21 protein-coding genes are annotated in these 25,634 nt (G+C 41.7%); 18 read left to right on the top strand and 3 right to left on the bottom strand.

The annotated features are described in order from the left end of the window. The first annotated feature begins 2 nt into the window (after nt 1-2). The 10 genes from nuoE (at nt 3) to nuoN (ending at nt 11,986) form a co-directional block, all read left to right on the top strand. Nucleotides 3-542, top strand: a complete 540-nt coding sequence (gene nuoE / locus OOA_RS03380; RefSeq protein ID WP_008910721.1) for an NADH-quinone oxidoreductase subunit NuoE — start codon at nt 3-5, stop codon at nt 540-542. After that, on the top strand, nt 539-1,900 hold the full coding sequence (gene nuoF, locus OOA_RS03385) for an NADH-quinone oxidoreductase subunit NuoF (protein WP_008910722.1): 1,362 nt from the start codon (nt 539-541) through the stop codon (nt 1,898-1,900). Before nuoE ends, nuoF begins: the two co-directional genes overlap by 4 nt. Before the next feature lie 90 nt (nt 1,901-1,990). Next, nucleotides 1,991-4,723, top strand: a complete 2,733-nt coding sequence (gene nuoG / locus OOA_RS03390; RefSeq protein ID WP_040690770.1) for an NADH-quinone oxidoreductase subunit NuoG — start codon at nt 1,991-1,993, stop codon at nt 4,721-4,723. Then, nucleotides 4,723-5,700 carry an NADH-quinone oxidoreductase subunit NuoH gene (nuoH, locus tag OOA_RS03395; RefSeq protein WP_008910724.1) on the top strand — a complete coding sequence of 326 codons (978 nt, stop codon included), beginning with the start codon at nt 4,723-4,725 and terminating at the stop codon, nt 5,698-5,700. The genes nuoG and nuoH overlap by 1 nt, the downstream gene beginning before the upstream one ends. Nucleotides 5,701-5,714: 14 nt before the next feature. After that, a complete protein-coding gene (gene nuoI / locus OOA_RS03400) occupies nt 5,715-6,257 on the top strand; it encodes an NADH-quinone oxidoreductase subunit NuoI (RefSeq protein WP_008910725.1) in 543 nt (180 codons plus the stop codon). A 12-nt stretch (nt 6,258-6,269) separates the two neighbouring features. Continuing rightward, complete coding sequence (nuoJ, locus tag OOA_RS03405) at nt 6,270-6,815, top strand: NADH-quinone oxidoreductase subunit J (protein WP_008910726.1); 546 nt, start codon at nt 6,270-6,272, stop codon at nt 6,813-6,815. Continuing rightward, nucleotides 6,815-7,117, top strand: coding sequence for an NADH-quinone oxidoreductase subunit NuoK (gene nuoK / locus OOA_RS03410; protein ID WP_008910727.1), 303 nt, complete (start codon nt 6,815-6,817; stop codon nt 7,115-7,117). The genes nuoJ and nuoK overlap by 1 nt, the downstream gene beginning before the upstream one ends. After that, entirely contained in the window at nt 7,114-8,976 is a 1,863-nt protein-coding gene (nuoL, locus tag OOA_RS03415) for an NADH-quinone oxidoreductase subunit L (protein ID WP_008910728.1), read from the top strand. Before nuoK ends, nuoL begins: the two co-directional genes overlap by 4 nt. A gap of 19 nt (nt 8,977-8,995) precedes the next feature. Further along, complete coding sequence (gene nuoM, locus OOA_RS03420) at nt 8,996-10,516, top strand: NADH-quinone oxidoreductase subunit M (protein WP_008910729.1); 1,521 nt, start codon at nt 8,996-8,998, stop codon at nt 10,514-10,516. Between the two features lie 6 nt (nt 10,517-10,522). Beyond that, nucleotides 10,523-11,986, top strand: a complete 1,464-nt coding sequence (gene nuoN / locus OOA_RS03425) for an NADH-quinone oxidoreductase subunit NuoN (RefSeq protein ID WP_008910730.1) — start codon at nt 10,523-10,525, stop codon at nt 11,984-11,986. A gap of 58 nt (nt 11,987-12,044) precedes the next feature. Here the strand turns inward: nuoN and OOA_RS03430 are convergent, their stop codons facing one another. Continuing rightward, complete coding sequence (locus OOA_RS03430) at nt 12,045-13,058, bottom strand: alpha-xenorhabdolysin family binary toxin subunit B (RefSeq protein WP_008910731.1); 1,014 nt, start codon at nt 13,056-13,058, stop codon at nt 12,045-12,047. Between the two features lie 14 nt (nt 13,059-13,072). Continuing rightward, on the bottom strand, nt 13,073-14,281 hold the full coding sequence (locus OOA_RS03435; RefSeq protein WP_008910732.1) for an alpha-xenorhabdolysin family binary toxin subunit A: 1,209 nt from the start codon (nt 14,279-14,281) through the stop codon (nt 13,073-13,075). Nucleotides 14,282-15,777: 1,496 nt separating this feature from the next. On the opposite strand from OOA_RS03435, the gene OOA_RS03440 reads away from it, so the two are divergent. The 8 genes from OOA_RS03440 to OOA_RS21205 all read left to right on the top strand — a co-directional run bounded on the left by OOA_RS03440 (nt 15,778) and on the right by OOA_RS21205 (nt 23,982). After that, nucleotides 15,778-17,100: an isochorismate synthase gene (locus OOA_RS03440; RefSeq protein WP_008910733.1), complete on the top strand. Its 1,323-nt coding sequence runs from the start codon at nt 15,778-15,780 to the stop codon at nt 17,098-17,100. 610 nt (nt 17,101-17,710) lie between these two features. Then, the gene (menD, locus tag OOA_RS03445; RefSeq protein ID WP_008910734.1) at nt 17,711-19,384 is read left to right on the top strand and encodes a 2-succinyl-5-enolpyruvyl-6-hydroxy-3-cyclohexene-1-carboxylic-acid synthase; all 1,674 of its coding nucleotides are present in this window, start codon (nt 17,711-17,713) and stop codon (nt 19,382-19,384) included. Next, nucleotides 19,384-20,148, top strand: a complete 765-nt coding sequence (menH, locus tag OOA_RS03450) for a 2-succinyl-6-hydroxy-2,4-cyclohexadiene-1-carboxylate synthase (RefSeq protein WP_008910735.1) — start codon at nt 19,384-19,386, stop codon at nt 20,146-20,148. The genes menD and menH overlap by 1 nt, the downstream gene beginning before the upstream one ends. Before the next feature lie 12 nt (nt 20,149-20,160). Next, a complete protein-coding gene (gene menB / locus OOA_RS03455) occupies nt 20,161-21,018 on the top strand; it encodes a 1,4-dihydroxy-2-naphthoyl-CoA synthase (RefSeq protein ID WP_008910736.1) in 858 nt (285 codons plus the stop codon). Then, complete coding sequence (menC, locus tag OOA_RS03460) at nt 21,018-21,989, top strand: o-succinylbenzoate synthase (RefSeq protein ID WP_008910737.1); 972 nt, start codon at nt 21,018-21,020, stop codon at nt 21,987-21,989. The genes menB and menC overlap by 1 nt, the downstream gene beginning before the upstream one ends. Further along, nucleotides 21,977-23,389 (top strand): o-succinylbenzoate--CoA ligase, encoded by a 1,413-nt coding sequence (gene menE / locus OOA_RS03465; RefSeq protein ID WP_008910738.1) that lies wholly within the window; start codon nt 21,977-21,979, stop codon nt 23,387-23,389. The genes menC and menE overlap by 13 nt, the downstream gene beginning before the upstream one ends. A 12-nt stretch (nt 23,390-23,401) precedes the next feature. Further along, nucleotides 23,402-23,548 (top strand): hypothetical protein, encoded by a 147-nt coding sequence (locus OOA_RS21200; RefSeq protein ID WP_336431256.1) that lies wholly within the window; start codon nt 23,402-23,404, stop codon nt 23,546-23,548. Between the two features lie 179 nt (nt 23,549-23,727). Further along, nucleotides 23,728-23,982, top strand: a complete 255-nt coding sequence (locus OOA_RS21205; protein WP_336431257.1) for a GNAT family protein — start codon at nt 23,728-23,730, stop codon at nt 23,980-23,982. A 95-nt stretch (nt 23,983-24,077) separates the two neighbouring features. On the opposite strand, the gene OOA_RS03475 is transcribed toward OOA_RS21205, so the two are convergent. Next, entirely contained in the window at nt 24,078-25,517 is a 1,440-nt protein-coding gene (locus tag OOA_RS03475) for a catalase (protein WP_008910739.1), read from the bottom strand. Nucleotides 25,518-25,634 lie beyond the last annotated feature (117 nt).

The raw sequence follows: 25,634 nt of genomic DNA on the forward strand, positions 1-25,634 counted from the left end.
TTATGCATAATGAAGATAATAAGCAGACCGATCTCAATGGTGTAAATGTTTTTGAACCTCAAGCACATCATGGCTTTGTGTTAACTGAAGCAGAGCGTGCAGAAATTGAGGGTGAAAAACACCATTACGAAGATGCGCGTGCTGCTTCAATTGAAGCACTAAAAATTGTGCAAAAAAATCGTGGTTGGGTTGAAGACGGCGCAATCCACGCAATTGCTGAAGTACTGGGTATTCCTGCAAGTGATGTTGAAGGTGTGGCGACATTTTATAGCCAAATTTTCCGTCAGCCTGTTGGGCGTCACATTATTCGCTACTGCGATAGTGTCGTTTGCCACATCACAGGTTATCAAGGGTTAGAAGCTGAGATCATTAGTCAACTTAGCATTCGCCCAGGCCAAACAACTCAAGATGGTCGCTTTACACTGCTACCAACCTGTTGTTTGGGTAACTGTGATAAAGGTCCTACGATGATGATCGATGATGACACTCACAGTTACGTTCAGCCTGAAGATATTAAAAAGTTACTGGAGCAGTATCCATGACAAACTCCTCCGTTAAACAAGTGATCCGCACTGCTGAGACCCATCCGCTGACATGGCGTCTGCGTGATGACAGTCAACCAGTTTGGTTGGATGAATATCGCAGTACTAACGGATACAAAGGTGTTGAACGTGCACTGAAAAGCATGGCATCAGATGAAGTGGTTAACCTTGTAAAAGACGCTGGACTGAAAGGTCGTGGTGGTGCAGGTTTCTCCACTGGTTTGAAATGGAGCCTGATGCCAAAAGATGAAAACATGAAACTGCGTTACTTCTTATGTAACGCAGATGAAATGGAGCCGGGCACGTATAAAGACCGTCTTTTGATGGAGCAACTACCACATTTATTAGTTGAAGGCATGATCATCGGGGCTTATGCATTAAAAGCTTACCGTGGTTATATCTTCCTACGTGGTGAGTATGTTGAAGCGGCGAAAAATTTACGTCGTGCCATTGAAGAAGCAAAAGCAGCAGGTTTGCTCGGTAAAAACATTTTGGGTTCAGGTTTTGATTTCGAATTGTTTGTGCATACAGGTGCAGGCCGTTATATCTGTGGTGAAGAAACCGCATTGATTAACTCCCTTGAAGGCCGTCGTGCAAATCCACGTTCAAAACCACCATTCCCTGCGACGTCAGGTGCTTGGGGTAAACCAACCTGTGTTAATAACGTTGAAACCATTTGTAATGTGCCTGCGATCCTTGAGCATGGCGACCAGTGGTACATCAACTTAAGCGCAGGTAAGAGTAAAGATGCCGGCACTAAACTGATGGGCTTCTCCGGCCGTGTTAAAAATCCGGGTTTATGGGAACTGCCATTTGGTACAACAGCGCGCGAAGTGTTGGAAGATTACGCGGGTGGTATGCGTGATGGTTTAACACTCAAAGCGTGGCAACCGGGCGGAGCAGGTACAGATTTCCTGACTAACGATCACCTCGATTTACCGATGGATTTCGAATCTATCGGGAAGGCGGGTAGCCGTTTAGGAACTGCACTGGCGATGGCTGTCGACAACGAAATCAACATGGTATCTCTGGTTCGCAACCTTGAAACTTTCTTTGCGCGTGAGTCCTGTGGTTGGTGTACACCTTGTCGTGATGGTTTGCCATGGAGCGTTAAAATTTTACAGGCGCTGGAAAAAGGAGAAGGGCAGCAAGGCGATATCGAAACGCTTGAGCAACTTTGCCGTTTCTTAGGTCCAGGTAAAACCTTCTGTGCTCACGCACCTGGTGCGGTTGAGCCATTACAGAGCGCCATCAAATATTTTCGTGAAGAATTTGAAGCGGGTATCTCGCAAAAAGATCTGAGTAATCTTGTTAAGATCGCGGGTATCCAGCCCAACCTGCTTAAGCAGCGTTGGTAATATTTTTACGAATGAGCAACCGTAAAAATAGATTTTCACGAAGAACGTATTTTTGATTAACGCCTGCTCTTGAGCGGGCCTTTGGGAAGCATGCTGACTATGGCTACAATATATGTAGACGGCAAAGAATATAATGTAAACGGGTCTGAAAACCTGTTACAAGCCTGCCTTTCTTTGGGGCTAGATATTCCTTATTTTTGCTGGCATCCGGCGCTGGGAAGCGTTGGCGCTTGCCGCCAGTGTGCGGTTAAGCAATATCAGAACGCGGATGATACCCGCGGTCGTCTCGTTATGTCCTGTATGACACCGGCAACGGAAGGTACTTACATCTCAATCGATGATGAAGAAGCCAAACAATTCCGTGAAAGTGTTGTTGAATGGTTGATGACTAACCATCCGCACGACTGTCCAGTCTGTGAAGAAGGTGGTAACTGCCATTTGCAAGATATGACGGTAATGACCGGTCATAATATGCGTAAATATCGTTTTACGAAACGTACTCACATCAATCAGGATTTAGGGCCTTTCATCAGTCATGAGATGAACCGCTGTATCGCCTGTTATCGCTGTGTGCGTTACTATAAAGATTACGCAGATGGGACTGACTTGGGTGTTTATGGTGCACATAACTATGTCTATTTCGGTCGTACCGAAGATGGTACACTTGAGAGTGAATTCTCAGGTAACTTAGTTGAAGTGTGCCCAACGGGCGTATTCACCGATAAAACTCACTCTGAGCGCTATAACCGTAAATGGGATATGCAATTTGCACCGGGTATCTGCCAACAGTGCAGTATCGGTTGTAATACTAGCCCAGGTGAACGTTATGGTGAGCTACGCCGTATCGAGAACCGTTATAACGGTTCAGTAAACCATTATTTTCTGTGTGACCGTGGGCGCTTTGGTTATGGTTACGTTAACCGTAAAGATAGACCACGTCAGCCTCTCTTAAATAAAGAGGGTGCTAAACAAGTTATCTCTGCAATTGAAGCGATGCAAAGTGGTGCTCAGATTATCAATCAAGCGAAAAAAGTGATTGGTATCGGCTCTCCACGCGCGAGCATTGAGAGTAACTACGCACTTCGCGCTCTAGTTGGCGCAGAAAACTTCTACTCAGGTGTTTCGACTGATGAGCAACGCCGTCTTGAATTGATGACCCATATTCTGCAAAACGGCGGTATTTATACGCCAAGCATGCGTGAAGTAGAAAGCTACGATGCAGTTCTAGTTCTGGGTGAAGATTTGACTCAAACTGGCGCGCGTATGGCTTTATCAGTTCGCCAAGCAGTTAAAGGCAAAGCACGTGAAATGGCAGCAGCTCAGAAAGTGGCTGACTGGCAAATTGCTGCGATCATGAACATCGGTCAACATGCTAAATACCCGCTGTTTATCACTAACGTGGATGATACTCGTTTAGATGACATCGCAGCCTATAACTACCGTGCTCCAGTTGCTGACCAAGCACGTTTAGGTTTTGCGATTGCCAACATGATTAATGGCGATGCTCCAGCAGTTGATAATTTACCTGCTGATCTGAAAGCAAAAGTCGAGACGATTGTACAAGCGTTATCTAGTGCGAAAAAACCACTGATTATTAGTGGTAGCCATAGTGCGAGTGATGCAATGATCCAAGCTGCTGCTAACGTCGCATTTGCATTAAAAGCAAAAGGCTCAGAAGTTGGCTTGTCTTACCTTGCATCGCACGCTAACAGCTTTGGTTTAGCGATGATGAAAGCACAGCCACTCGATAGTGCCTTTGCTCGTATCAATGCTAATGAAGCCGATGTGGCTATCGTGATGGAAAATGATCTTTACCGTCATAGCAGCGTTAATGTTGTTGACAGTACACTTGCTAAACTGAAACACCTAATTGTGGCTGACCACCAGCATACTGCCATCATGGACAAAGCGACATTAGTTCTGCCTGCGGCAAGTTTTGCAGAAGCAGACGGTACGCTGATTAACCAAGAAGGCCGTGCACAACGTTTCTTCCAAGTGTTTGATCCTTCATTCTATGACAAAGCTATCGTGATGAACGAAAGCTGGCGTTGGTTGCATTCATTGCAAACCGAAGCACAAGAGCGTCATACCGATTGGTCACAATTGGATCATGTTATCGCTGATTGTGTGGCTGAATTGCCACAGTTTGCAGGCATGATTGATGCAGCACCAAAAGCCTCTTTCCGTATCCGTGGCCAAAAATTAGCGCGGGAACCTCATCGTTACAGTGGTCGTACAGCAATGCTGGCAGATCAAACTGTTCATGAGCAGCGCCAACCACAAGATATTGATACGCCATTTGCATTCTCAATGGAAGGAAACAACAGCCCAACCGCACCACGCCAGCAAATTCCATTTGCATGGGCTCCGGGTTGGAACTCACCACAAGCGTGGAATAAGTTCCAAAGTGAAGTTGGTGGTCATTTGCGTTTCGGTGATCCAGGTATCCGTCTATTTAATTCAACAGAAAGCAAATTGGCTTACTTCACTGATATTCCAGCCGCTTACCAAGCTGCGGAAGCACAGTGGGTTGTCGCGCCTTACTATCATCTATTCGGTAGTGATGAAATGTCACAACGTTCAGATGTAATCCAACAGCGCATGCCAGAGCCTTACATCATGCTGAATACGCAAGATGCAGCGGCACTTGGCCTTGCAGCAGGGACTAAAGCGGAATTCAGTCATGAAGGTCAAGCATTTAACCTGACAGTCCGTCTTAGCAAAAACCTGTCTTGCGGACAAATTGGTTTGCCATTGGGTATGCCGGGTATTGCGCCAGCAATGGCGGGTGTGTCAGTCAATAATCTGCGGAGGGGTGCATGATGGATTGGATATCCCCAGAAGTGATGGAAGTGCTAATTTCCATCCTTAAGTCGGTTGTTATCCTGTTGGTTGTCGTGACCTGTGGGGCCTACATGAGTCTGGGCGAACGCCGAATTCTTGGTCTGTTCCAGAACCGTTATGGTCCTAACCGTGTTGGACCATTTGGCATGGGGCAATTAATTGCCGACATGTTTAAAATGTTGTTCAAAGAAGACTGGATCCCACGGTTCGCTGATAAAAAAATCTTTACGCTGGCACCAGTGATTGCATTTTGTTCACTGTTCCTTGCGTTTGCTATCGTTCCTGTCAGTCCGACATGGCACGTTGCTGACCTGAACATTGGGATCTTATTCTTCCTGATGATGGCTGGTTTGGCTGTGTACGCTGTGTTGTTTGCTGGTTGGGCAAGTAATAACAAATACTCACTACTTGGTGCGATGCGTGCATCTGCACAAACTGTGAGCTACGAAGTGTTCTTGGGTCTTTCATTAATGGGAGTTGTTGCTCAGGCAGGCTCTTTCAATATGATTGATATTGTGAATTCTCAAGAAGGCATGTGGAACGTTATCCCTCAATTCTTTGGCTTCATCACTTTTGCGATAGCGGGCGTTGCGGTATGTCACCGCCACCCATTTGACCAACCGGAAGCGGAACAAGAGATTGCGGATGGTTACCACGTTGAATATTCAGGTATGAAATTCGGCCTGTTCTTCGTCGGTGAGTATATCGGTATCGTTACAGTTTCTGCACTGATTGTAACGCTGTTCTTTGGTGGCTGGCATGGACCATTCTTGCCGTCATTCCTGTGGTTTGCGATTAAGACTGCTTTCTTCATGATGATGTTCATCCTGATCCGTGCATCTTTACCGCGTCCGCGTTATGACCAAGTGATGTCCTTTGGTTGGAAAATCTGCTTGCCATTGACTCTGCTAAATCTGCTGGGTACCGCAGCAGTGATTTTATACAATGCTCAGTAAGGGGTGATTGAACCATGACATTGAAAGAATTATTGGTCGGTTTCGGCACTCAAGTACGCAGTATTTGGTTAGTCGGTTTACATGCGTTCCAAAAACGCGAAACGCTGATGTATCCAGAAGAACCTGTTTACTTGCCACCCCGTTACCGTGGTCGTATCGTGTTAACTCGCGATCCTGACGGCGAAGAGCGTTGCGTTGCCTGTAACTTGTGTGCAGTTGCTTGTCCTGTGGGATGTATCTCACTGCAAAAAGCTGAGCATGACGATGGGCGTTGGTATCCTGAATTTTTCCGCGTTAACTTCTCACGCTGTATTTTCTGTGGTCTGTGTGAAGAGGCTTGCCCAACAACGGCAATTCAATTAACTCCAGACTTTGAAATGGGTGAATGGCGTCGTCAAGATCTCGTTTACGAGAAAGATGACTTATTAATTTCAGGTCCGGGTAAATATCCTGATTATAACTTTTACCGTAAGTCGGGTATGGCGATTTCAGGTAAAGACAAAGGTGAAGCAGATAACGAAGCTAAACCGATTAACGTCAAAGACCTGTTGCCATAAGGAGCGATATTCATGGAATTTACATTTTATATCGCCGGTCTGGTTGCTGTTTTAGCAACTTTGAGGGTGATAACCAATACTAACCCGGTACATGCGTTGCTGTATCTGGTTGTTTCTCTGCTGGCTCTGTCCATGGTGTTCTTCTCACTCGGCGCGTATTTTGCGGGTGCATTAGAGATCATCGTGTACGCAGGGGCCATCATGGTGCTGTTTGTTTTCGTAGTGATGATGCTCAACCTTGGGCGTTCTGTAGAACAGCAAGAGCGTGAGTGGCTTGCACCGAAGAACTGGATTGGACCTGCGATTTTATCCGCAGTGCTGCTCGCTATCTTGATCTACGGCATCTCTAGCCTGTCATACGAAGAAGGTATAGCAGGTACGGTAATTAGTGCGAAAGAAGTGGCGATTAGCTTGTTCGGCCCGTATGTACTAGCGGTTGAATTAGCGTCATTGCTCCTGCTAGCAGGTCTAGTGGTGGCATTCCACGTCGGTCGTGACCGTTACGAAAACGATGCTGACATTGTCAGTGACGCTAACGCGAATGCGGAGGAACAATAATGATACCTCTTCAACATGGTCTGATTTTAGCGGCAATTTTGTTTGTAATGGGACTAAGCTGTCTTGTTATTCGCCGTAACCTGCTTTTCATGCTGATCGGACTGGAAATCATGATTAACTCAACTGCGTTGGCTTTTGTCGTCGCAGGGAGTTTCTGGGGGCAGCCGGACGGCCAGATAATGTATATTCTGGCAATTACACTGGCTGCAGCGGAGGCGAGTATTGGATTGGCGTTGTTGCTACAACTCCATCGTCATCGTCAGAACCTGAATATTGATAAAGTCAGTGAGATGCGCGGATGAACTTACTCTATTTAACAATTCTGTTTCCACTTCTGGGGGCTGTGCTACTTGCATTTTCCCGCGGTCGGTGGTCAGAAAATGTTTCAGCAATCGTTGGTATCGGTGCCGTAGGTCTGGCTGCTGTTGTTACGGCATATGCGGGCATCGGTTTCTTAGAGCATAAAGCACTGATGGCTAATGCCGCCGATGCTTATGTTTATACTCAACCATTGTGGACTTGGATGTCAGTGGGTGATTTCACCATTCCATTCACGTTACACCTTGATGGTCTTTCATTGACAATGCTTAGCGTTGTCACAGGCGTTGGTTTCCTGATCCACGTTTATGCGTCTTGGTATATGCGCGGAGAAGAAGGCTATTCCCGTTTTTTCGCCTACACTAACCTGTTTATCGCGAGCATGGTGGTTTTAGTTCTCGCTGATAACATGATGTTGATGTATCTCGGTTGGGAAGGGGTGGGGCTATGCAGTTATTTGTTGATTGGTTTCTACTACACTAATCCAGATAACGGCAAAGCAGCGATGAAAGCTTTCTTTGTGACTCGTGTTGGTGATGTATTCCTTGCCATTGGTATGTTTATCCTATGGAACGAATTGGGTACATTGAACTTCAGTGAAATGGCAGTATTAGCGCCACAAAAACTGGCTGAAGGCGGTACCGCAATCACATGGGCAACCTTAATGATCTTAGGTGGTGCGGTTGGTAAATCAGCACAGCTTCCACTACAGACATGGTTGGCTGATGCGATGGCAGGCCCAACACCTGTTTCAGCACTGATCCACGCTGCAACCATGGTTACAGCAGGGGTTTACCTGATTGCTCGTACTCATGCGTTATTCTTGATGGCACCAGAAATTTTACATCTGGTGGGTATTATTGGTGCTGTGACTTTGCTGTTCGCAGGTTGTGCGGCACTGGTTCAAACTGACATCAAACGTGTACTTGCTTATTCAACCATGAGCCAAATTGGTTATATGTTCTTGGCTCTGGGCGTTCAAGCTTGGGATGCTGCAATTTTCCATCTGATGACACACGCCTTCTTTAAAGCGTTGCTATTCCTGTCAGCGGGTTCTGTGATTATTGCTTGTCATCACGAACAAAACATTTTCAAAATGGGTGGGTTACGTAAGCAGATCCCTTACGTCTACGCTGTAATGCTGATCGGCGGAAGTGCATTGGCTGCATTGCCACTGTTTACTTCAGGCTTCTACAGTAAAGATGCTATTTTGTGGGGTGCAGAAGTTGATGGGCAGACTGTACTGTTATGGGCAGGTCTCATTGGTGCACTAATGACCGCAATGTATACCTTCCGTATGATTTTCATTGCCTTCCATGGTGAAGCTAAAATCAAAGCGCACAAGGTCAAAGGTTTCACTCACTCCGTACCACTGGGCATTCTGGCTATTTTAGCAACATTTATTGGTGCACAAATTCATCAACCTTTAGAGGGTATTTTCCCTGTTAATCCACTGGAGCATGAAGCCGGTAAGATTCAACTAGAAATCCTCTCAGGTGGCCTTGCAGTTGTGGGTCTGTTGATTGTGGCATTCATTTATCTGTACAGACGCTCGATAGCCACGGCGATCGCCAAAAGTGCACCAGGCCGTTTCCTCTCTACATGGTGGTACCATGCGTGGGGTTTCGACTGGTTATATGATGTTGTCTTTGTGAAACCATTTAAAGGTGTCGCATGGCTACTGGAAAGCGATCCTGTTAACTCACTAATGAATCTTCCGGCTTGTTTGTCTCGTTGGGCGAACAAAGGGTTGTCAGTTAGTGTGAACGGTCAGGTCCGTTGGTATGTTGCCTCATTGGGGCTGGGTGCAGTGCTGATTCTTGCTCTGCTGCTTTTGGTTTAATTAAGGGACACATTGCGCCATGCTACTACCTTGGCTAATACTCATTCCCTTTATCGGTGGCCTGCTAAGCTGGCAGGCTGGCCGGTTTAGCGACCGCGCACCTCGTTGGGTTGCGCTGGCTTCAATGGGAATAACATTACTACTATCGATCCAGTTGTGGGTACAGGGTGATTACTCTCTGGCAAATCCACAGGGCATCCCACAATGGCAAGCCGTTTTCTTTATGCCGTGGATCCCATCATTGGGTATTAATTTCCATCTAGCGATTGATGGCTTATCTCTATTGATGGTGGTGTTAACTGCTATCATGGGTGGCTTTTCAATCCTAAGTTCATGGAGTGAAAATCAAGCTAACCAAGGCGCTTATCACTTTAACCTGCTGTGGATTATTGCAGGTGTGATGGGTATCTTTACTGCTGTCGATCTTTTCCTGTTCTTCTTCTTCTGGGAAATGATGCTGATTCCGATGTACTTCCTGATTGCAAACTGGGGACACAAAGGGTCAGAAAACAGACAACACATTAACGCAGCAACTAAGTTTTTTATCTATACACAGGCCAGTGGTTTGATCATGCTGGTGTCAATTGTCGGATTAGCATTAGTGCACTTCGGCGAAACCAGTGTGTGGACATTTAACTATAATGAGTTGCTGGGTACTCAGATGTCTGACACCGTTGGCTTTATGCTCATGTTAGGTTTCTTTATTGCCTTTGCAGTTAAAATGCCGTTGGTTCCCTTCCATGGTTGGATGGCAGATACACAAGAGCAATCGCCAACTGCAGGCTCTGTCGATATCTCCGGTATCATGCTGAAAACTGCAGCTTATGGTTTGCTACGTTTCACTCTGCCACTGTTTCCTGAAGCCTCTATCACATTTACACCTATTGCAATGACACTTGGTGTGATTAGCATTTTCTATGGTGCGTGGTTAGCCTTCAAACAGACAGATATCAAACGCTTAGCTGCATACAGTAGCTTGTCACACATGGGTTTTGTGACAGTTGCTATCTATGCAAGTTCAGTTCTTGCGTATCAAGGTGCGGTGATCCAAATGATCACTAACGGTCTTTCTGGTGCGGCACTAATCATCATCAGCGGTCAGCTGTATGAACGCACTGGAACTCGTGATATGCGCATGATGGGTGGATTATGGAAACGTATTAAATGGTTACCGGGTCTGTCGCTGTTCTTCGCTGCTGCCACTTTAGGTATGCCGGGTACAGGTAACTTTATCGGTGAATTCATGATCCTGTTCGGTAGCTTCAGCCAATTTACTCTCGTGACTAGCATTATGGTTTTCGGCGTAGTGTTCGCATCTGTCTACTCATTGTGGATGATGCAACAAACCTATTATGGTACGCCGAAATCTGATAGCGAAATGAAAGGGTTAACTGCACGTGAGTTTGGTGTGCTGCTGGCTCTGGCTGTTTTACTGGTTATTATTGGCTTCTTTCCGCAACCGATTCTGGATACTTCAGCGGGTGCGATGGAAACATTACATAACTTGTACACTGCTTCACTTACAACATTAAGGCCGTAATTCGCCATGACAATAACACCTCTACAATTGATCGCAATGCTCCCGCTGTTGATCGTCGGATTGACGGCGGTGGTTGTGATGCTGTCCATTGCGTGGCGACGCGATCACTTAACTAGTGCCACATTGACAGTATTCGGCTTCGCGCTTGCGCTAATATCGCTGTTTTTTATTGCAGATATTTTGCCAGTAGAAGTCACCTCATTAATCCGTGTTGATGGCTATGCGATATTTTATAGTGCATTAGTCCTAATAGCGGGTATGGCGACCAGCATCTTTGCTTTTCATTGGTTGGAAGGCTTTGGTGATAACAAAGAAGAGTTTCATCTGCTGCTAGCTATTGCAGTAACGGGTGGTGTTTTGCTTTCAATGGCAAACCATATGGCTTCTATGTTCATTGGTATTGAGCTTATCTCTCTACCTTTGTTTGGATTAGTGGCTTACACCTTTGAGCGTAAACGTTCACTGGAAGCGGGTATCAAATATATGCTGTTATCCGCTGCAGCGTCTTCTTTCTTACTGTTTGGTATTGCTTTACTGTACGCAGAATCAGGTAGCTTGAGCTTTGCAGCAGTAGGTCAAAGCCTCACCGACAGTCAAATCCATGCACCATTAGTAATGATTGGTCTTGGAATGTTGATTGTTGGGTTCGGCTTCAAATTATCGCTGTTCCCATTCCAATTATGGACGCCTGATGTATACCAAGGTGCACCGGCTCCGGTGTCAGGGTTTCTAGCAACAGGCAGTAAAATTGGTATCTTTGCGGTATTAATGCGCATATTTATGGAAGCACCAGCAGCGCAAAGCAATTCATTAGCAATTGTGATTAGTGTGATTGCTATTGCTTCGATTTTGTTTGGTAACCTATTGGCTATCACTCAGAAAAGTGCAAAACGCTTGCTGGGTTATTCTTCGATTTCGCACATGGGATACTTGCTAGTCGCACTGGTTGCACTGCGAGTTGATCCAATCGCTTCACAAGTCACTGTAGCAATCTATTTAGCCGGTTACTTGTTTGCTAGCCTTGGTGCATTCGGCGTGATCAGTATTGTTTCAAGCCCATACCGTGGTGATGACCAAGACGACTTAAGTGCGTTCCGTGGTCTATTCTGGCACAAACCAGTATTAGCAACTGTATTAACCGTGATGATGCTTTCTTTGGCAGGTATTCCGATTACATTAGGTTTCATTGGAAAATTCTATGTGATCATTTCTGCCGTGAATGCTGAATTGTGGTGGTTAACGGGTGCAGTAGTACTGGGTAGTGCGATTGGCTTATTCTATTACTTACGCTTTATGGCGAGCTTATATAGCCGTGATGCGGAGCATTCAGGTCGTTATACTGGCCCTGAAAAAGCAACATTTGGTACTGTGATCGCAGTTATTTGTGCCATTGTGGTTATCCTGATGGGTGTATGGCCACAGCCACTAATCAATATTGCATCAACGGCATTGGCAGTGATTAGCCTTTAATCCGTACTTGCGATAAAAATAAAACTAATCAGGCGGCGCTAATTTAGCGCCGCTTTTTTTAATCTGCAAGTTGACGTTGATATTGATATTCGGTATCGACGATAAACTCCATCAAATAACCACATGATTTGATCGCTTTATATATATTAAAAGTATGCTCGACTAAGCAGCTTTCTAAAAAGTCACTCCATTGTTGTAAATAAAGCTGAAAACTTTGAAAGTCATGCGCTACATGCTGTTTTTTATCTTCAATATTACTGATATCTTTGGCTAAACTGATCAAAAAAGTTAACCGCGTAATACGTGTTTCTAAATGTAGCGTATTTTCGTGTAAAGAGTTAATTCTGTCACTCAAATACAAGCGAATATTGATGAGTGACATAAACTCTAATCCATTATCAATAATCCTTAATAATCGCGTAGCACAAGCGATAGCCGCTTTAAGCAAGTCCTTTTTCGAAGTTGTAATATTCACTGTATCAATTAAATCTTTTTCAGGGAAAAATTTATCAAACATATCCGATAATTTATGCTTTAAAATAATTTCTTCTGCTTGAGAAATTAAAGTAACATCATGAGTTAACTCTTCTATTTTCAATTTGTTGCAATCAAGCGAGGCTAAAAGGTGTGTTCTTTTTGCGATAAAATGGTCATTTCTAAGTTGATTTTGTGTCTCTAGTTTGAACGCTAATAATAAATCAGTCGAACTACGTAATGACATTTGTAATTTGTCAATCTCCTCTTTAACATCTGAAAAATTCTCAATAAAATCAAGTAAGGTAAATTTATAATGCTCTTGATCTGATTCAGAGGTAAGAGCATCAGTTGGTGGTTCTTTCCCATTGAGGGTGCTATTAATGATATCGTTTGTCTTTAATTTCAGTGCAGGTAGTGAACTACGCACTAACTCATTAAGGTTCTCAGTCTGAATAACAATGCGTTTAACACGTTCGAAAATTAAGGGGTCGTAATGAATAATATCGCGATTGAATGCGCTAATATCATTAGATAACATTCTTATTTGGTAAAACTTAATAGTAGGTAAAGCTGGGAGTTCTGAAATTGTATGCATATGCTCACCTTTTATTAATAATTAGTATTTGGCGGTAATTGTGTATCAAATAATTCAATAAGTTGTTTTGAATAATCTTGAATTAAATCCCATTCGGTAATGATTTTTTTAAATCGTATTATAAATTTTAAAAGATTGGCAGCATTATCAATACGAGAAAAATGGTCGATAGAATGATTAATTTCAGTCAATATAACTAGCCACATATAATCAAGGTGATCAACAGCGAATCGAGCATCTTTTAAATAACCTTCAATTGCTTGTAAGTGAATTTGGATATCAAGGACGTTTTTTTTGATAAAATGGTTTTTATTAATCTTAGTATTAATGTCTATGATTTCTTTCAGTAACTCATTTTTACGATAACGAATGTTTTCAGCTTTATCTCCAAAAATACTTCCCGTAATAATTAAACCGATTAATCCTCCAGCTAAACCTGTAAAACAAAGCTTAACAAAATGATTGTATTCTTGTTCTAATTGGTAAATTTCTTGTTTTATTAAATCAATTTTTTCACGTAAATAGAGTTCACTATCAGTGTTAATATCATTGTGTGAGTCTAATTCAAGATAAATAGCCTTAACTTTAAATAATAATGAATCAACTTGATGATGATTGGATAAATATCCTCCGATTATATTAATACGAAAGTCAGAAATTATATCTTTAATAGTTGTTGTTTTATTAGCTTGAAGTTGAATTTCTTCTTTTATCAGTGTTAGGATGCTTAATAATTCTGTTGCGATTTGCTGGTCATCATTTTGATAACTAATATTAAGTAATTCTTCGTTTGATAAATCTTCAAGATGTGTATTAATTTGTTTTATGATAGGCATATCATTAATGTAATCGAGTATTTGGTTACCTGTTTGTGTAATATTACGGCTCGTTAAAGATAAATTAATCGATTGTTGTTTTACTTGTTGTTCAACATTATCCCAAGTGCCAGCATGTTCTCGTATAAGTTGAATGGTCTCTGTTAGCGTTCTTCGTTCTATTGGTAAAGTTGTTGATTCATCAATTCTAAGCCAAGACAATACATCATGGGCGGAATCAGGTAGAGACAATGCAAAATGAATATACTTATGGATATTCACAAGGTCGTACTGAGTAAAGATCCCTGCCGGTCGTGCAGAGGTAGAGTTTTGATTGGTTAATAGGCCTAAGGTTATACCACCTATATTTTCTTGGCTAATTATTTTTTCATATGTTATTTCACTCATAATGATTCATATCCAATTTATTATTTAAGTTAAAATACATATCACAACAAATATTAAGTAAGAGCTGTTTTAATTTATCTAAAATTAATAATATTATTATTCAATACGATATGTAACTCGCCATAATAATATTGTAGTTACTCATGTTTGTTATGCTGATAGTTAACCTACTTTAACCTTATGGATATAATCGATAATAAAATATGGAAATACACACTATAAATTGACGTGCTACATGACACACTAATATACCTTACGGTTTTCCAATAAAATACATCATAGTTGCTAATTAATAGAGGTGAAAGGCTTTTGTACACTATTGGAACTCTTTACTTGTTTTATTAATAATTAATATTAATCTGTATAAAAAGAATATGTTAATTATTTTGATGAAGTTGAATTTTTTTGATTGAAAATAAAACATAGAGTGTAAGATATTCATGAGTGTAATTTTCATATTACAAATCATATATAATACATATTGATTTTGTTTTAATTTTTTACTTGTTTTTTATTTACTGCGGGGGTTTAAATGATTTTTATCTGTTATGTTATTAAAGGTAAGGTAATAGGTTTAATCAAATTGCAATGTTCGCTATTGTTAATGTTTGTTATGGTTATTTCCTTATTTTTACGTAAGTATAGTTTTCATTATTTAAAATGTAAAAATTATTTTAACGTTAAATTAGTTGGGAATATAGGAATAGCTAGTATTCGGAACTCAACAAAAAATGAACATTTTGGATCATTTTGATTATATTAATCGGCTAAAGTGACCACAGTGATATCATATCTCATTTTAAAGTAATTGATAGACATCACTATAAACTCAAATTGTTAATGAAAAGCCTTTTAGTGTTAGATTTAAAGTAAATTTCCTCAATGTTGAGAGATTCTTATTTTGTTCACTAGGTGATAAATTACTCGTCTGGTATTTCTTAACTTTACGTGAAGCCTTTAATTAGAATGAAAATTGGCCTTTAAAATTCTAACGTCATTCGAGATTAAAAATAAAATTAACACAATTTTGTTCAATCATATGAAGAAATAACTATGAAAGGCTGATAGCGATGATACGTCAATTTAAGTTAACATTATCAAAATGTGTCATTTGTGTTGTGTTTCAATGTGGAACTTAACTAAGGATTGATATAAATCAAATAGATATCTATTTTTTTAATTACCTAATAGATATAATTCGAAATATCAATTTTATGCATACAAACTAGTCATATTTAGAAGGGAGTTGCTACTAAATTGAACTTTATTTCATCGAGTTACATAGTTTATCTATGCTCCTTGGCTATTTTCGCTAGTTGCATCGCTATCACTCGAATTATTTTGGGTATAGTAGGGCTAGAAAGTTAAAACTAATTTGATTTTATTATGATTTCCTCCTATTGTCATAAATAATCAATATGTTAATAAATTGTATTGCACTATATAATTACTGGCAGTAATTGCTGGGTGTGGCAGTAGGGCTGTAGGGATCTAAAGTGATAGATAAAAAAATAAATAATTTAATAACTGAAGTTCTTCGTCAATTGTCGACATTGGTATTGGGCAAGCAAGAATTTACTCGCCTACATTGGCATTTAGATGCGCAATCTTCATTTCCTGGATTGACTTGGCTGGCGGAACAATCTTGTTATCCGCAATTTTATTGGTACCAACGAACAGGAATAGAAGAATGCAGTGCAATTGGTAAGGCGGCTGAATTTAGCTCAATATTCGACGCTGAGCATTTTTTATCTGAGCATGCTGAATACCCGGATATGCGCCTTTGGGGGCTAAATGGCTGGAATGCTGTGGGAGAAAATATTCCACTGGCAGAAAAACAAAAAGCAACTTTTTATTTTCTGCCACGGTTAGAAGTTTTCCGCTCGCGATCTTCGATCTCGGTTTTCCTTAATATCGCAGGTGAACAAGACCGTCTCACTGCTATAGATTTTCTACAGCAGCTTAATCCTGCACCGCCGAATCCACTTTATTTGAATGCACATATTATATGTCATAAGCATTTTCCAGAGAAACCACAGTGGTGTGCACTTCTAATCGAAGCGATAGCACAAATGAAAGCTGGAAAACTGGAAAAAGTGGTAATGGCACGAGAAACTAAACTCACGCTGTCACAACCTGTGTCTGTGGCTGAATTTTTATCGGCAAGCCAGCAAGTTAATCACCAGTGCTACCATTTTATGATGGCTTTTAATAAAGAGTCTGGTTTCTTATCGTCAACACCAGAGCGTTTATATCTTCGCCAAGGTGCTCAGTTAAATTCAGAAGCGCTGGCGGGAACGGTAGCAAATCATCCCGATGATGTGATTGCAGCTGAAAATGCGAAATGGTTGATGGAAGACCGTAAAAACCAACATGAAAATTTAGTCGTAGTGGATGATATTTGCCAACAATTACAAGGGGCTGTAACAGGTATTGATGTTTCTGCTGCTAAAGTTATTCGTTTGCGTAAGATTCAACATCTTTATCGCTCAATTGTCGCTACACTTATTTCTCCATCCGACAGTGATTGTTTACAACGTTTACAGCCTACTGCCGCAGTATGTGGGCTACCACGTTCCATCGCACGAAAATTCTTAACAGAGCATGAGCCTTTTTCTCGCCGCTGGTATGCTGGTACTGGTGGTTTTGTTAGCTTAAATAAAAGCGAATTTGCAGTTTCCTTGCGTTGTGCGCAAATTGAGAACCAGCAACTTTCGCTATTTTCTGGTGCAGGTATTGTGAGTGATTCCGATCCTGAACAAGAGTGGGAAGAGATTGAAAATAAAGCAGCGGGACTTAAATCACTGCTTGAACCCTGATAGTAACCCTATATTGCCAATGGTTATTTTCTTTATTTTCAATTAGTTCATTAAAATTTGTCTCTAGATCAAGAAAATAATATCAATCTCATTACACTAGAGATTATAGACCTTACAAGATCACATAGAGTGAAGGATGAAATAATTTAGTCTAGGAGCTGTTTATCTTTGAAGGTCAATTTTTATTCGAATTACACGTCTTTAGTTAAGACAAAAAGAAGCAAGGCGAGCGGCTCGCCGCCTAGTGAACTAGGTAAGAGCCGCTCAACACAGCGAAAAATCACGTTTAATTGAACTCGAAGGGCGCTTTTCATTTACGGTTTAGGGTTTTGGGTGATGTTTTTTTAGGCACCTAAATAGGTGATATGATTATATTGCTGTTATTTAAACCGATTGGTGCGGTAAAAATCAGCAGTAAAGATCAACAGCCCCTAGGTAAAGGGTTTCATCGTTAAGGCAATAATCCTTTTAAAATAAAATATATTTTAGCCGACTATAGCGCAATTTTATGGCACATGTTGATGGGTAGCAGTAATCATCGTTGATACTCATCATTGGTCATTTTTGAAAACATATCTAACTGATAATAAACAACTAACTTGGGCTCATTATGTCGAATTCTGTTTTTAATATGCGCTGGGCTGAAATTATTATAGAAGCACTTACTCGCCATGGTATGAAGCATATTTGTATTGCCCCTGGGTCTCGCTCGACGCCACTAACTCTTGCTGCGGTGAGTAATAGCAAGCTGCATTGCCATACCCATTTTGATGAACGCGGACTTGGTCATCTTGCATTAGGACTAGCTAAAGCAAGCATGCAGCCTGTGGGAGTGATCGTGACTTCAGGTACTGCTGTGGCTAATTTATATCCAGCTTTAATCGAAGCAGGTTTAACGGGTGAAAAAGTTATCTTTTTGACAGCCGATAGGCCGCCAGAATTGATTGATTGTGGTGCTAACCAAGCCATACGCCAAGCCCATATTTTTGCTTCTCATCCATCACAAAGTTTAATGTTACCTAGACCAACCTCTGATATTTCTGCGAAATGGCTAGTGAGTGCGATTGATAATGGTATGAATCAACTTCACCACGGTGCTTTTCATATTAATTGCCCATTTGCGGAGCCATTGTATGGAGAAACTGAAGGGGAGTATGAATGGCAGCAGCAACTAGGGGACTGGTGGCGCTCAAATCAACCTTGGTTGAGTGAGCCATTGACTAATACTGTCGCTCATATTTCTGACTGGTATTTTTGGCGACAGAAAAAAGGTGTCGTGGTTGCGGGGAGGATGAATGAACAAGAAGGTGAGCGCGTTGCTAATTGGGCACAAGCGCTTGGCTGGCCCTTGATTAGCGATGTCTTATCGCAAACAGGACAACCTTACCCATGTGCTGATTTGTGGCTCTCTCATTCGCAAGCTGAAGCGTGGCTCAATGAAGCTGAGTTAGTCGTGCAGTTTGGTTCCAGCTTAACGGGAAAACGATTACTTCAATGGCAAACACAGTGCAATCCACAAGAATATTGGATAGTTGACACTATTCCTGAACGTTTAGACCCAGCAAACCATTATGGGCGCAAATTAACATGCTCAATTAGCGGGTGGTTAGAAGCCCATCCGGCACAACCTCGTAGGACTTGGTGTGAAGGACTACTTCCACTATCTGAGCGCGTGCAAAAACATGTTAGTTCAAAATTGAAAAATCAATTTTCTGAAGCCGCGATTGCCCATCAATTGCCACAATTACTTCCTCCTAAAGGTCAGTTGTTTGTAGGTAATAGTTTAATAGTTCGATTGATAGATGCTTTTGCTCAACTTCCAGTAGGTTACCCCGTTTATAGTAATCGCGGTGCTAGTGGAATTGATGGTTTGATCTCAACAATGGCCGGCGTACAACGGGCAACAATAAAACCAACACTAGGCATTGTGGGTGACCTTTCTGCACTCTATGACCTCAATAGCCTCATTTTATTGCGAGAACCTTCAGCACCAACAATTTTGATTATCGTGAATAATAATGGTGGCCAAATCTTTTCAATGTTACCGACGCCCGAAGAGGCGAGAAAAAATTACTACTGTATGCCACAAAATGTTAATTTCGAACATGCTGCACTTATGTTTGGTTTGCAATATGCGGCACCTCAAGACTGGATATCATTGAAAACGACTATTGAGCAATTTTGGCATAATCAATATGGAACTCTGCTCATCGAATTGATAGTCGATAGTGATGAAGGTGCAAAAACATTAAAACAACTCATTGCTGAAGTCGGTAATCTTTAATGCTAACAGCCTATCGCGATAATGAGAGTCAAACAGGCCCATGGCTGGTCTGGCTACATGGCTTGCTAGGTAGTGCTGATGAATGGTCACCAATTGTTGAACTATGCCCAAGCTTTCCTTCATTACGTGTTGATTTGCCGGGGCATGGGCAATCTAATTCGGTGAGTTGCCAGAGTTTTAGTAATTTTGATGAGCAGCTTGCTCAGTTATTACATCACCATAATATTAATCAGTATTATCTAATTGGTTACTCATTAGGTGCACGACTTGCTATGCATACAGCCTGTTACTATCAGCCTGATGGCTTATTGGGGCTTGTGATTGAGGGCGGTAATGTCGGGTTAAATAACCCTTCAGAGCGTAGTGCGCGTTATATTAATGACCATTATTGGGCACAGCGTTTTCGACTAGAACCTATTGAAATAGTGCTCAATGATTGGTACCAACAACCGGTTTTTGCAGATTTAACAAAAGATCAGCGCCAACAACTTATTGCATTACGGCGAGAAAATAATCCGCAATCGGTCGCTGACATGTTAGAAAATACCTCGTTATCCAAGCAACCGTTTCTGGTGGAGCGACTTTATCAGCTAACGATGCCATTTCGCTACTTTTGTGGCGAGCAAGATCAAAAATTTCGAAGCGTTTCGCAACAATATACTTTGCCGATTACGCTAATTAACAATGCAGGGCATAATGCTCATCGAGAAAATCCGCATGGCTATGCAACTGCGCTTCACCATTTTTTATCACTCTGTGGTTAAAGGAACTTGAGAATGATTTATCCTAGCGAAGAAAAACTCTATGCCTCAATTGAATGGCAAGATTGCTCTGAAGGGTTTGACGATATTCTGTATCACAAATCACCGGAAGGGATCGCAAAAATAACGATTAACCGCCCACAAGTGCGCAATGCATTTCGCCCACAGACGGTGAAAGAAATGATCCAAGCGATGTCAGATGCTCGCTATGACGATACAATCGGTACTATTATTTTAACTGGTCAAGGTGAAAAAGCTTTTTGCGCAGGTGGTGACCAAAAAATTCGTGGTGACTACGGCGGTTATCGCGATGAAGGTGGTACTCATCACCTTAATGTCCTTGATTTCCAACGTCAAATTCGTACTTGCCCAAAACCTGTTGTTGCGATGGTTGCTGGTTTTGCTATTGGTGGTGGTCATGTTCTACATATGATGTGTGACTTGACCATTGCCGCTGAAAACGCGGTATTTGGTCAAACGGGCCCTAAAGTCGGTTCATTTGATGGCGGCTGGGGTGCATCTTATATGGCTCGTATCGTTGGTCAGAAGAAAGCGCGTGAAATTTGGTTCTTATGCCGTCAATACGATGCGAAAGAAGCATTAGATATGGGGTTAGTGAATACAGTTGTTCCTTATGCTGATTTAGAAAAAGAAACAATTCGTTGGTGTCGCGAAATGCTTGAAAACAGCCCTATGGCATTGCGTTGTTTGAAAGCAGCACTGAACGCGGACTGTGATGGTCAAGCAGGATTGCAAGAACTTGCAGGTAACGCAACCATGTTGTTCTACATGACTGAGGAAGGCCAAGAAGGGCGTAACGCATTTAACGAAAAACGTGCGCCTGATTTCTCTAAATATAAGCGTAACCCATAATGCGTAAAGCAACACTTTACGCGTTTAGCCTGCCGATGGAGGCAGGCGTTATCCTGCGTTACCAGCGCCTGAAAACTCGTGATGGGTTGCTGGTACAGCTACAAGATGGGGATAACGAAGGGTGGGGGGAGATCTCACCTCTTCCCGAATTTAGCCAAGAAACGGTGATTGAAGCCGCTGAGGAAGCCAAAAAAAGGTTAGCAGAGTGGGTGAGCGGTCAGCCATTAACGGACAGTTTATTACCTTCAGTTGCTTTTGGTTGTAGTTGTGCACTAGCAGAGCTAACAGGTGAACTCCCTAAACAAGCTGACTATCGCAAGGCTCCATTATGTAGCGGTGATCCTGATGACTTGATTTTGCGTCTTGATGCAATGGACGGTGACAAAATTGCGAAAGTAAAAGTCGGGCTATATGAGGCAGTACGCGATGGGATGGTTGTCAATTTATTACTTGAAGCTGTACCTGACCTGAAATTACGCCTTGATGCTAATCGTAGCTGGACACGAGCGAAAGCAGATGGCTTTGCGAAATATGTTAATCCTGATTACCGTAACCGTATCGATTTTCTGGAAGAACCGTGCAAAACCCGTGAAGAATCCCTGCAATATGCTGCTGATACCGGTATTGCTATCGCTTGGGATGAAAGCGTTCGTGAGCCAGGTTTTAAAGTCGAGCCACAGCAAGGCGTTACCGCGATTGTAATCAAACCAACGTTAACAGGTAGCCTCGTATATTGCCGTTCTCTGGTTGAGGAAGCTAATCGCAATGGTTTACAAGCAGTTATCAGTTCATCCATTGAGACTAGCTTTGGATTATCCCAACTTGCGAGAATTGCACATTGGTTAACGCCAAGTACTATTCCAGGTTTGGATACTTTAGATTTAATCCAGTCACAGCTCGTGCGAACTTGGCCTGAAAGCCAACTTCCTGTTATACAACTTGATGAATTGACTATCGAATGGCAGAGTTGATTTCTTTTCAAAACTGGCCTTGGCAACATTGGGCCAGTCATCAACCTCATTCTGTTGCACTCATTACTGATACTGAATCATTGACGTGGAAGCAGCTTAGCCAGCGGATCACTGAACTGGCTAGCCACTTGCACAACCAAGGACTAGGAAAAAATCAGATCGTAGTCTTGCGGGGAAAAAATAGTACTGATTTTGTATTATGTCAGCTAGCAATATTACGCTGTGGTGCAAGAGTTTTACCGTTGAATCCTCGATTACCAACGTTATTGCTTGCTGAATTACTCCCTCACCTGAATATCGATTTTGCTATCGATTTTGATGCTAGCCCAGAGTCACCACTCAATTTTCCAGTGTTAGATATCACTGAATCATTTATTGTTAAAGATGTTCAAGTTAATAATCTTCCCGATTTTTGTGATTTGATACATCAGCCTGCAACACTGATCCTCACATCAGGTTCGACAGGGCTGCCTAAAGCTGCAATACATTCAATGCTTGCTCACCTTGATAGTGCAAATGGAGTATTGCAAGCTATGGATTATAAAAAAAATGATTGCTGGTTACTCTCTCTACCGCTATTTCATGTATCAGGGCAGGGCATTCTATGGCGCTGGCTAATGCGAGGTGGTGGAATGGCGATAAAATCGACTGATTTGGCACAGGCTCTACAAGGAATTACTCACGCCTCTTTAGTTCCGACTCAATTATGGCGGCTACTAAATCAAACGGTTCCTCTTGAATTGACATTGAAACAGGTGTTGCTTGGTGGTGCAATGATCCCAACATCATTAACAGATTTAGCTGCCAGTAAAGGCATTGATTGCTGGAGCGGCTATGGCATGACCGAGATGGCTTCCACCGTTTGTGCGAAACGCGCGGATGGTAAAAAAGGTGTTGGGCAGCCACTTATGGGTAAGAGTGTGCGCATAGTCGATGATGAAATTCAAATTCAATCACAGAGTCAAGCGATAGGCTATTGGTTTGATGGTGAAGTTAAACCTTTAAATACAATAGAAGGTTGGTTCAAAACTAATGATAAGGGTATTTATATAGATGGTGAATATCAGATTATTGGACGGTTAGATAATTTATTTATCAGCGGCGGAGAGTGCGTACAGCCTGAAGATATTGAGGCTGTAATTAATACCCATCCATCTGTTAGCCAAAGTTTTATTATCCCAATTGATGACGTTGAATTCGGTCAAAGGGCTGTTGCTGTAATTGAAATTACTGATAGTTTTGAGTTAGATAATATTGCGTGCTGGTTGAAAAATAAACTGACGCCTTACCAGTACCCTGTTTATTTTTATTTATTAATGGATGAGTTAAAAAGCAGTAGCATCAAGGTATCACGTCAGCACGTGAAGAATTGGGTACTACAGCAAACAAAATCTGATTAATAAAGGAAAATCATGAAGGCTAAACAACTTGAAACAACACGTCTTTTATTAAAACCGCTATGTTCAGCCGATGCTTTACAAATACAAAAAATCTTCCCTCGTTGGAAAATTGTACGCGACCTTGCCGCGACCTTTCCATGGACTTGCCCTATGACCTAGCCTGTCATTATGTGAATAATATTGCGCTACCCGCAGCAAATAAAGATATGGCTTAGTTTTGGACTATTAGGTAGACGAAAAAAAGAACTATTAGTGATAATAGGTCTTATTTTCCTAAATAATAAGCATGATGATAATCGTTGTTTTGGCTAATTTCCGAATTACAAGGCCAAGAACATATGACAGAGGCAAATGCTATTGTGACTGATTTTGGGTTCAACACACTAAATAAAAAAGTATTACGGGTGTTTAAAGCCACGGTGAATGAAGCCTCTAAAAAAATGTTAATTAATATGAGAATGCGGCCAGTTAATATGGTCAAAAAACATCTGATAGAAGGCGAGTTGGATTGTGATATATGGGAAATCACAAAAAAAGAATGGAACCAATTAGTAAAAAATAACAATGATATTGATTTACTGGCACAGGCTTAATTGAATACCGCAGAGCAGGTAAACCATTTTATTGCCACGTAATCACATCATAAAATCAGGCTCTATTGCTAGAGCCTGATTACACTTATAGTTAATTACTTAAGAGCGTTGAGTGCTTTTTCAACACCCGCACCATACTCTGGATGTACTTTTCTAAACAATTCAATTTGACGCAGTTGAGTCTCTTCTGAAGCTTCGATCAGCTCGCCAGCGAGGCGTTTATACATACGCTCATGTTCCGCTGAATCTAATAATTCATATAGGGCACGTGGCTGGCTGAAATAATCTTCATCTTCACGATGATTCCAATGATCTGCTGCACCTTCAATCGTTAATGGTGGCTCACTGAAGTTTGGTTGTTCTTGGAATAAACCAGCGCTATTTGGTTCATAAGTGACGCCATTGCCGCTATTACCATCAACACGCATAGCACCATCACGATGGTAGTTGTGGAATGGGCAACGTGGTGCATTTACTGGTATTTGGTGGTGGTTAACACCTAAACGATAACGATGAGCATCACCATAAGAAAATAGGCGGCCTTGTAGCATTTTATCTGGGGAGAAGCCAATACCAGGGATAATGTTTGCTGGGCTAAATGCAACTTGCTCTACATCAGAGAAATAATTGGCGGGGTTACGATTTAACTCAAAATAACCGACATCAATTAGTGGGTAATCTTTATGAGGCCAAACTTTAGTAAGGTCAAATGGATTGTAAGGAACAGTAGATGCTTCTTTTTCTGGCATGATTTGAATTTGCAAATTCCAACGCGGATAATCGCCTTTATTGATTGCATCAAATAAATCACGTTGTGAACTTTCACGATCTTTACCTACAATTGCCTCTGCCTCTTCATCCATAAGGTTCTCAATGCCTTGTTGGCAACGGAAATGGAATTTCACCCAGAAACGCTCATTATCTTTATTAATGAAGCTATAGGTATGGCTACCAAACCCGTGAATGAAACGGTAGCTACGTGGTAATCCACGGTCACTAACATCAATAGTTAGCTGATGGAGGGACTCAGGTAGATGCGAGAAGAAATCCCACTTGTAAGCCATTGAACGCATATTACTATAAGGGCAGCGCTTAACTACGTGATTTAAGTCTGGGAATTTCAATGGATCACGCAAATAAAACACAGGTGTGTTGTTACCTACTAAATCCCAGTTACCCTCTTCGGTATAAAATTTTAGAGCAAAGCCACGAATATCACGCTCCGCATCTGCTGCACCGCGCTCACCAGCAACAGTTGAAAAACGGGCAAATAGATCTGTTTTTTGGCCAACAGATGCAAACATTTTAGCTCGGGTATAGCGCGTAATATCGTGGGTAACAGTGAACGTACCAAAAGCGCCTGAGCCTTTTGCATGCATACGGCGCTCTGGAATAACTTCACGGTCAAAGTGGGCTAATTTTTCAAGAAACCATACATCTTGTAACAGCATTGGACCTCTCGGGCCCGCAGTCATAACATTATTATTATCAACAACAGGTGCGCCAGCCGCAGTTGTTAGGCCTTTCTTTTTCATTTCAGTCATCACACACTCCAGTAAGTTAAAAACAATAAAACTAAAAATAGTACTTAACTATTACTAATCGAATTCATTCATACATAAACTGTTATTATTATTTAATTATAGTTGATA

Origin of the sequence: Providencia burhodogranariea DSM 19968 (assembly GCF_000314855.2) — a bacterium.
GTDB lineage: Bacteria > Pseudomonadota > Gammaproteobacteria > Enterobacterales > Enterobacteriaceae > Providencia > Providencia burhodogranariea.

Coding starts and splice junctions, on each gene's coding strand:
- nuoE (WP_008910721.1), top strand. CDS start 3: ATGCATAATGAAGATAATAAGCAGACCGATCTCAATGGTGTAAATGTT.
- nuoF (WP_008910722.1), top strand. CDS start 539: ATGACAAACTCCTCCGTTAAACAAGTGATCCGCACTGCTGAGACCCAT.
- nuoG (WP_040690770.1), top strand. CDS start 1,991: ATGCTGACTATGGCTACAATATATGTAGACGGCAAAGAATATAATGTA.
- nuoH (WP_008910724.1), top strand. CDS start 4,723: ATGGATTGGATATCCCCAGAAGTGATGGAAGTGCTAATTTCCATCCTT.
- nuoI (WP_008910725.1), top strand. CDS start 5,715: ATGACATTGAAAGAATTATTGGTCGGTTTCGGCACTCAAGTACGCAGT.
- nuoJ (WP_008910726.1), top strand. CDS start 6,270: ATGGAATTTACATTTTATATCGCCGGTCTGGTTGCTGTTTTAGCAACT.
- nuoK (WP_008910727.1), top strand. CDS start 6,815: ATGATACCTCTTCAACATGGTCTGATTTTAGCGGCAATTTTGTTTGTA.
- nuoL (WP_008910728.1), top strand. CDS start 7,114: ATGAACTTACTCTATTTAACAATTCTGTTTCCACTTCTGGGGGCTGTG.
- nuoM (WP_008910729.1), top strand. CDS start 8,996: ATGCTACTACCTTGGCTAATACTCATTCCCTTTATCGGTGGCCTGCTA.
- nuoN (WP_008910730.1), top strand. CDS start 10,523: ATGACAATAACACCTCTACAATTGATCGCAATGCTCCCGCTGTTGATC.
- OOA_RS03430 (WP_008910731.1), bottom strand. CDS start 13,058: ATGCATACAATTTCAGAACTCCCAGCTTTACCTACTATTAAGTTTTAC.
- OOA_RS03435 (WP_008910732.1), bottom strand. CDS start 14,281: ATGAGTGAAATAACATATGAAAAAATAATTAGCCAAGAAAATATAGGT.
- menD (WP_008910734.1), top strand. CDS start 17,711: ATGTCGAATTCTGTTTTTAATATGCGCTGGGCTGAAATTATTATAGAA.
- menH (WP_008910735.1), top strand. CDS start 19,384: ATGCTAACAGCCTATCGCGATAATGAGAGTCAAACAGGCCCATGGCTG.
- menB (WP_008910736.1), top strand. CDS start 20,161: ATGATTTATCCTAGCGAAGAAAAACTCTATGCCTCAATTGAATGGCAA.
- menC (WP_008910737.1), top strand. CDS start 21,018: ATGCGTAAAGCAACACTTTACGCGTTTAGCCTGCCGATGGAGGCAGGC.
- menE (WP_008910738.1), top strand. CDS start 21,977: ATGGCAGAGTTGATTTCTTTTCAAAACTGGCCTTGGCAACATTGGGCC.
- OOA_RS21200 (WP_336431256.1), top strand. CDS start 23,402: ATGAAGGCTAAACAACTTGAAACAACACGTCTTTTATTAAAACCGCTA.
- OOA_RS21205 (WP_336431257.1), top strand. CDS start 23,728: ATGACAGAGGCAAATGCTATTGTGACTGATTTTGGGTTCAACACACTA.
- OOA_RS03475 (WP_008910739.1), bottom strand. CDS start 25,517: ATGAAAAAGAAAGGCCTAACAACTGCGGCTGGCGCACCTGTTGTTGAT.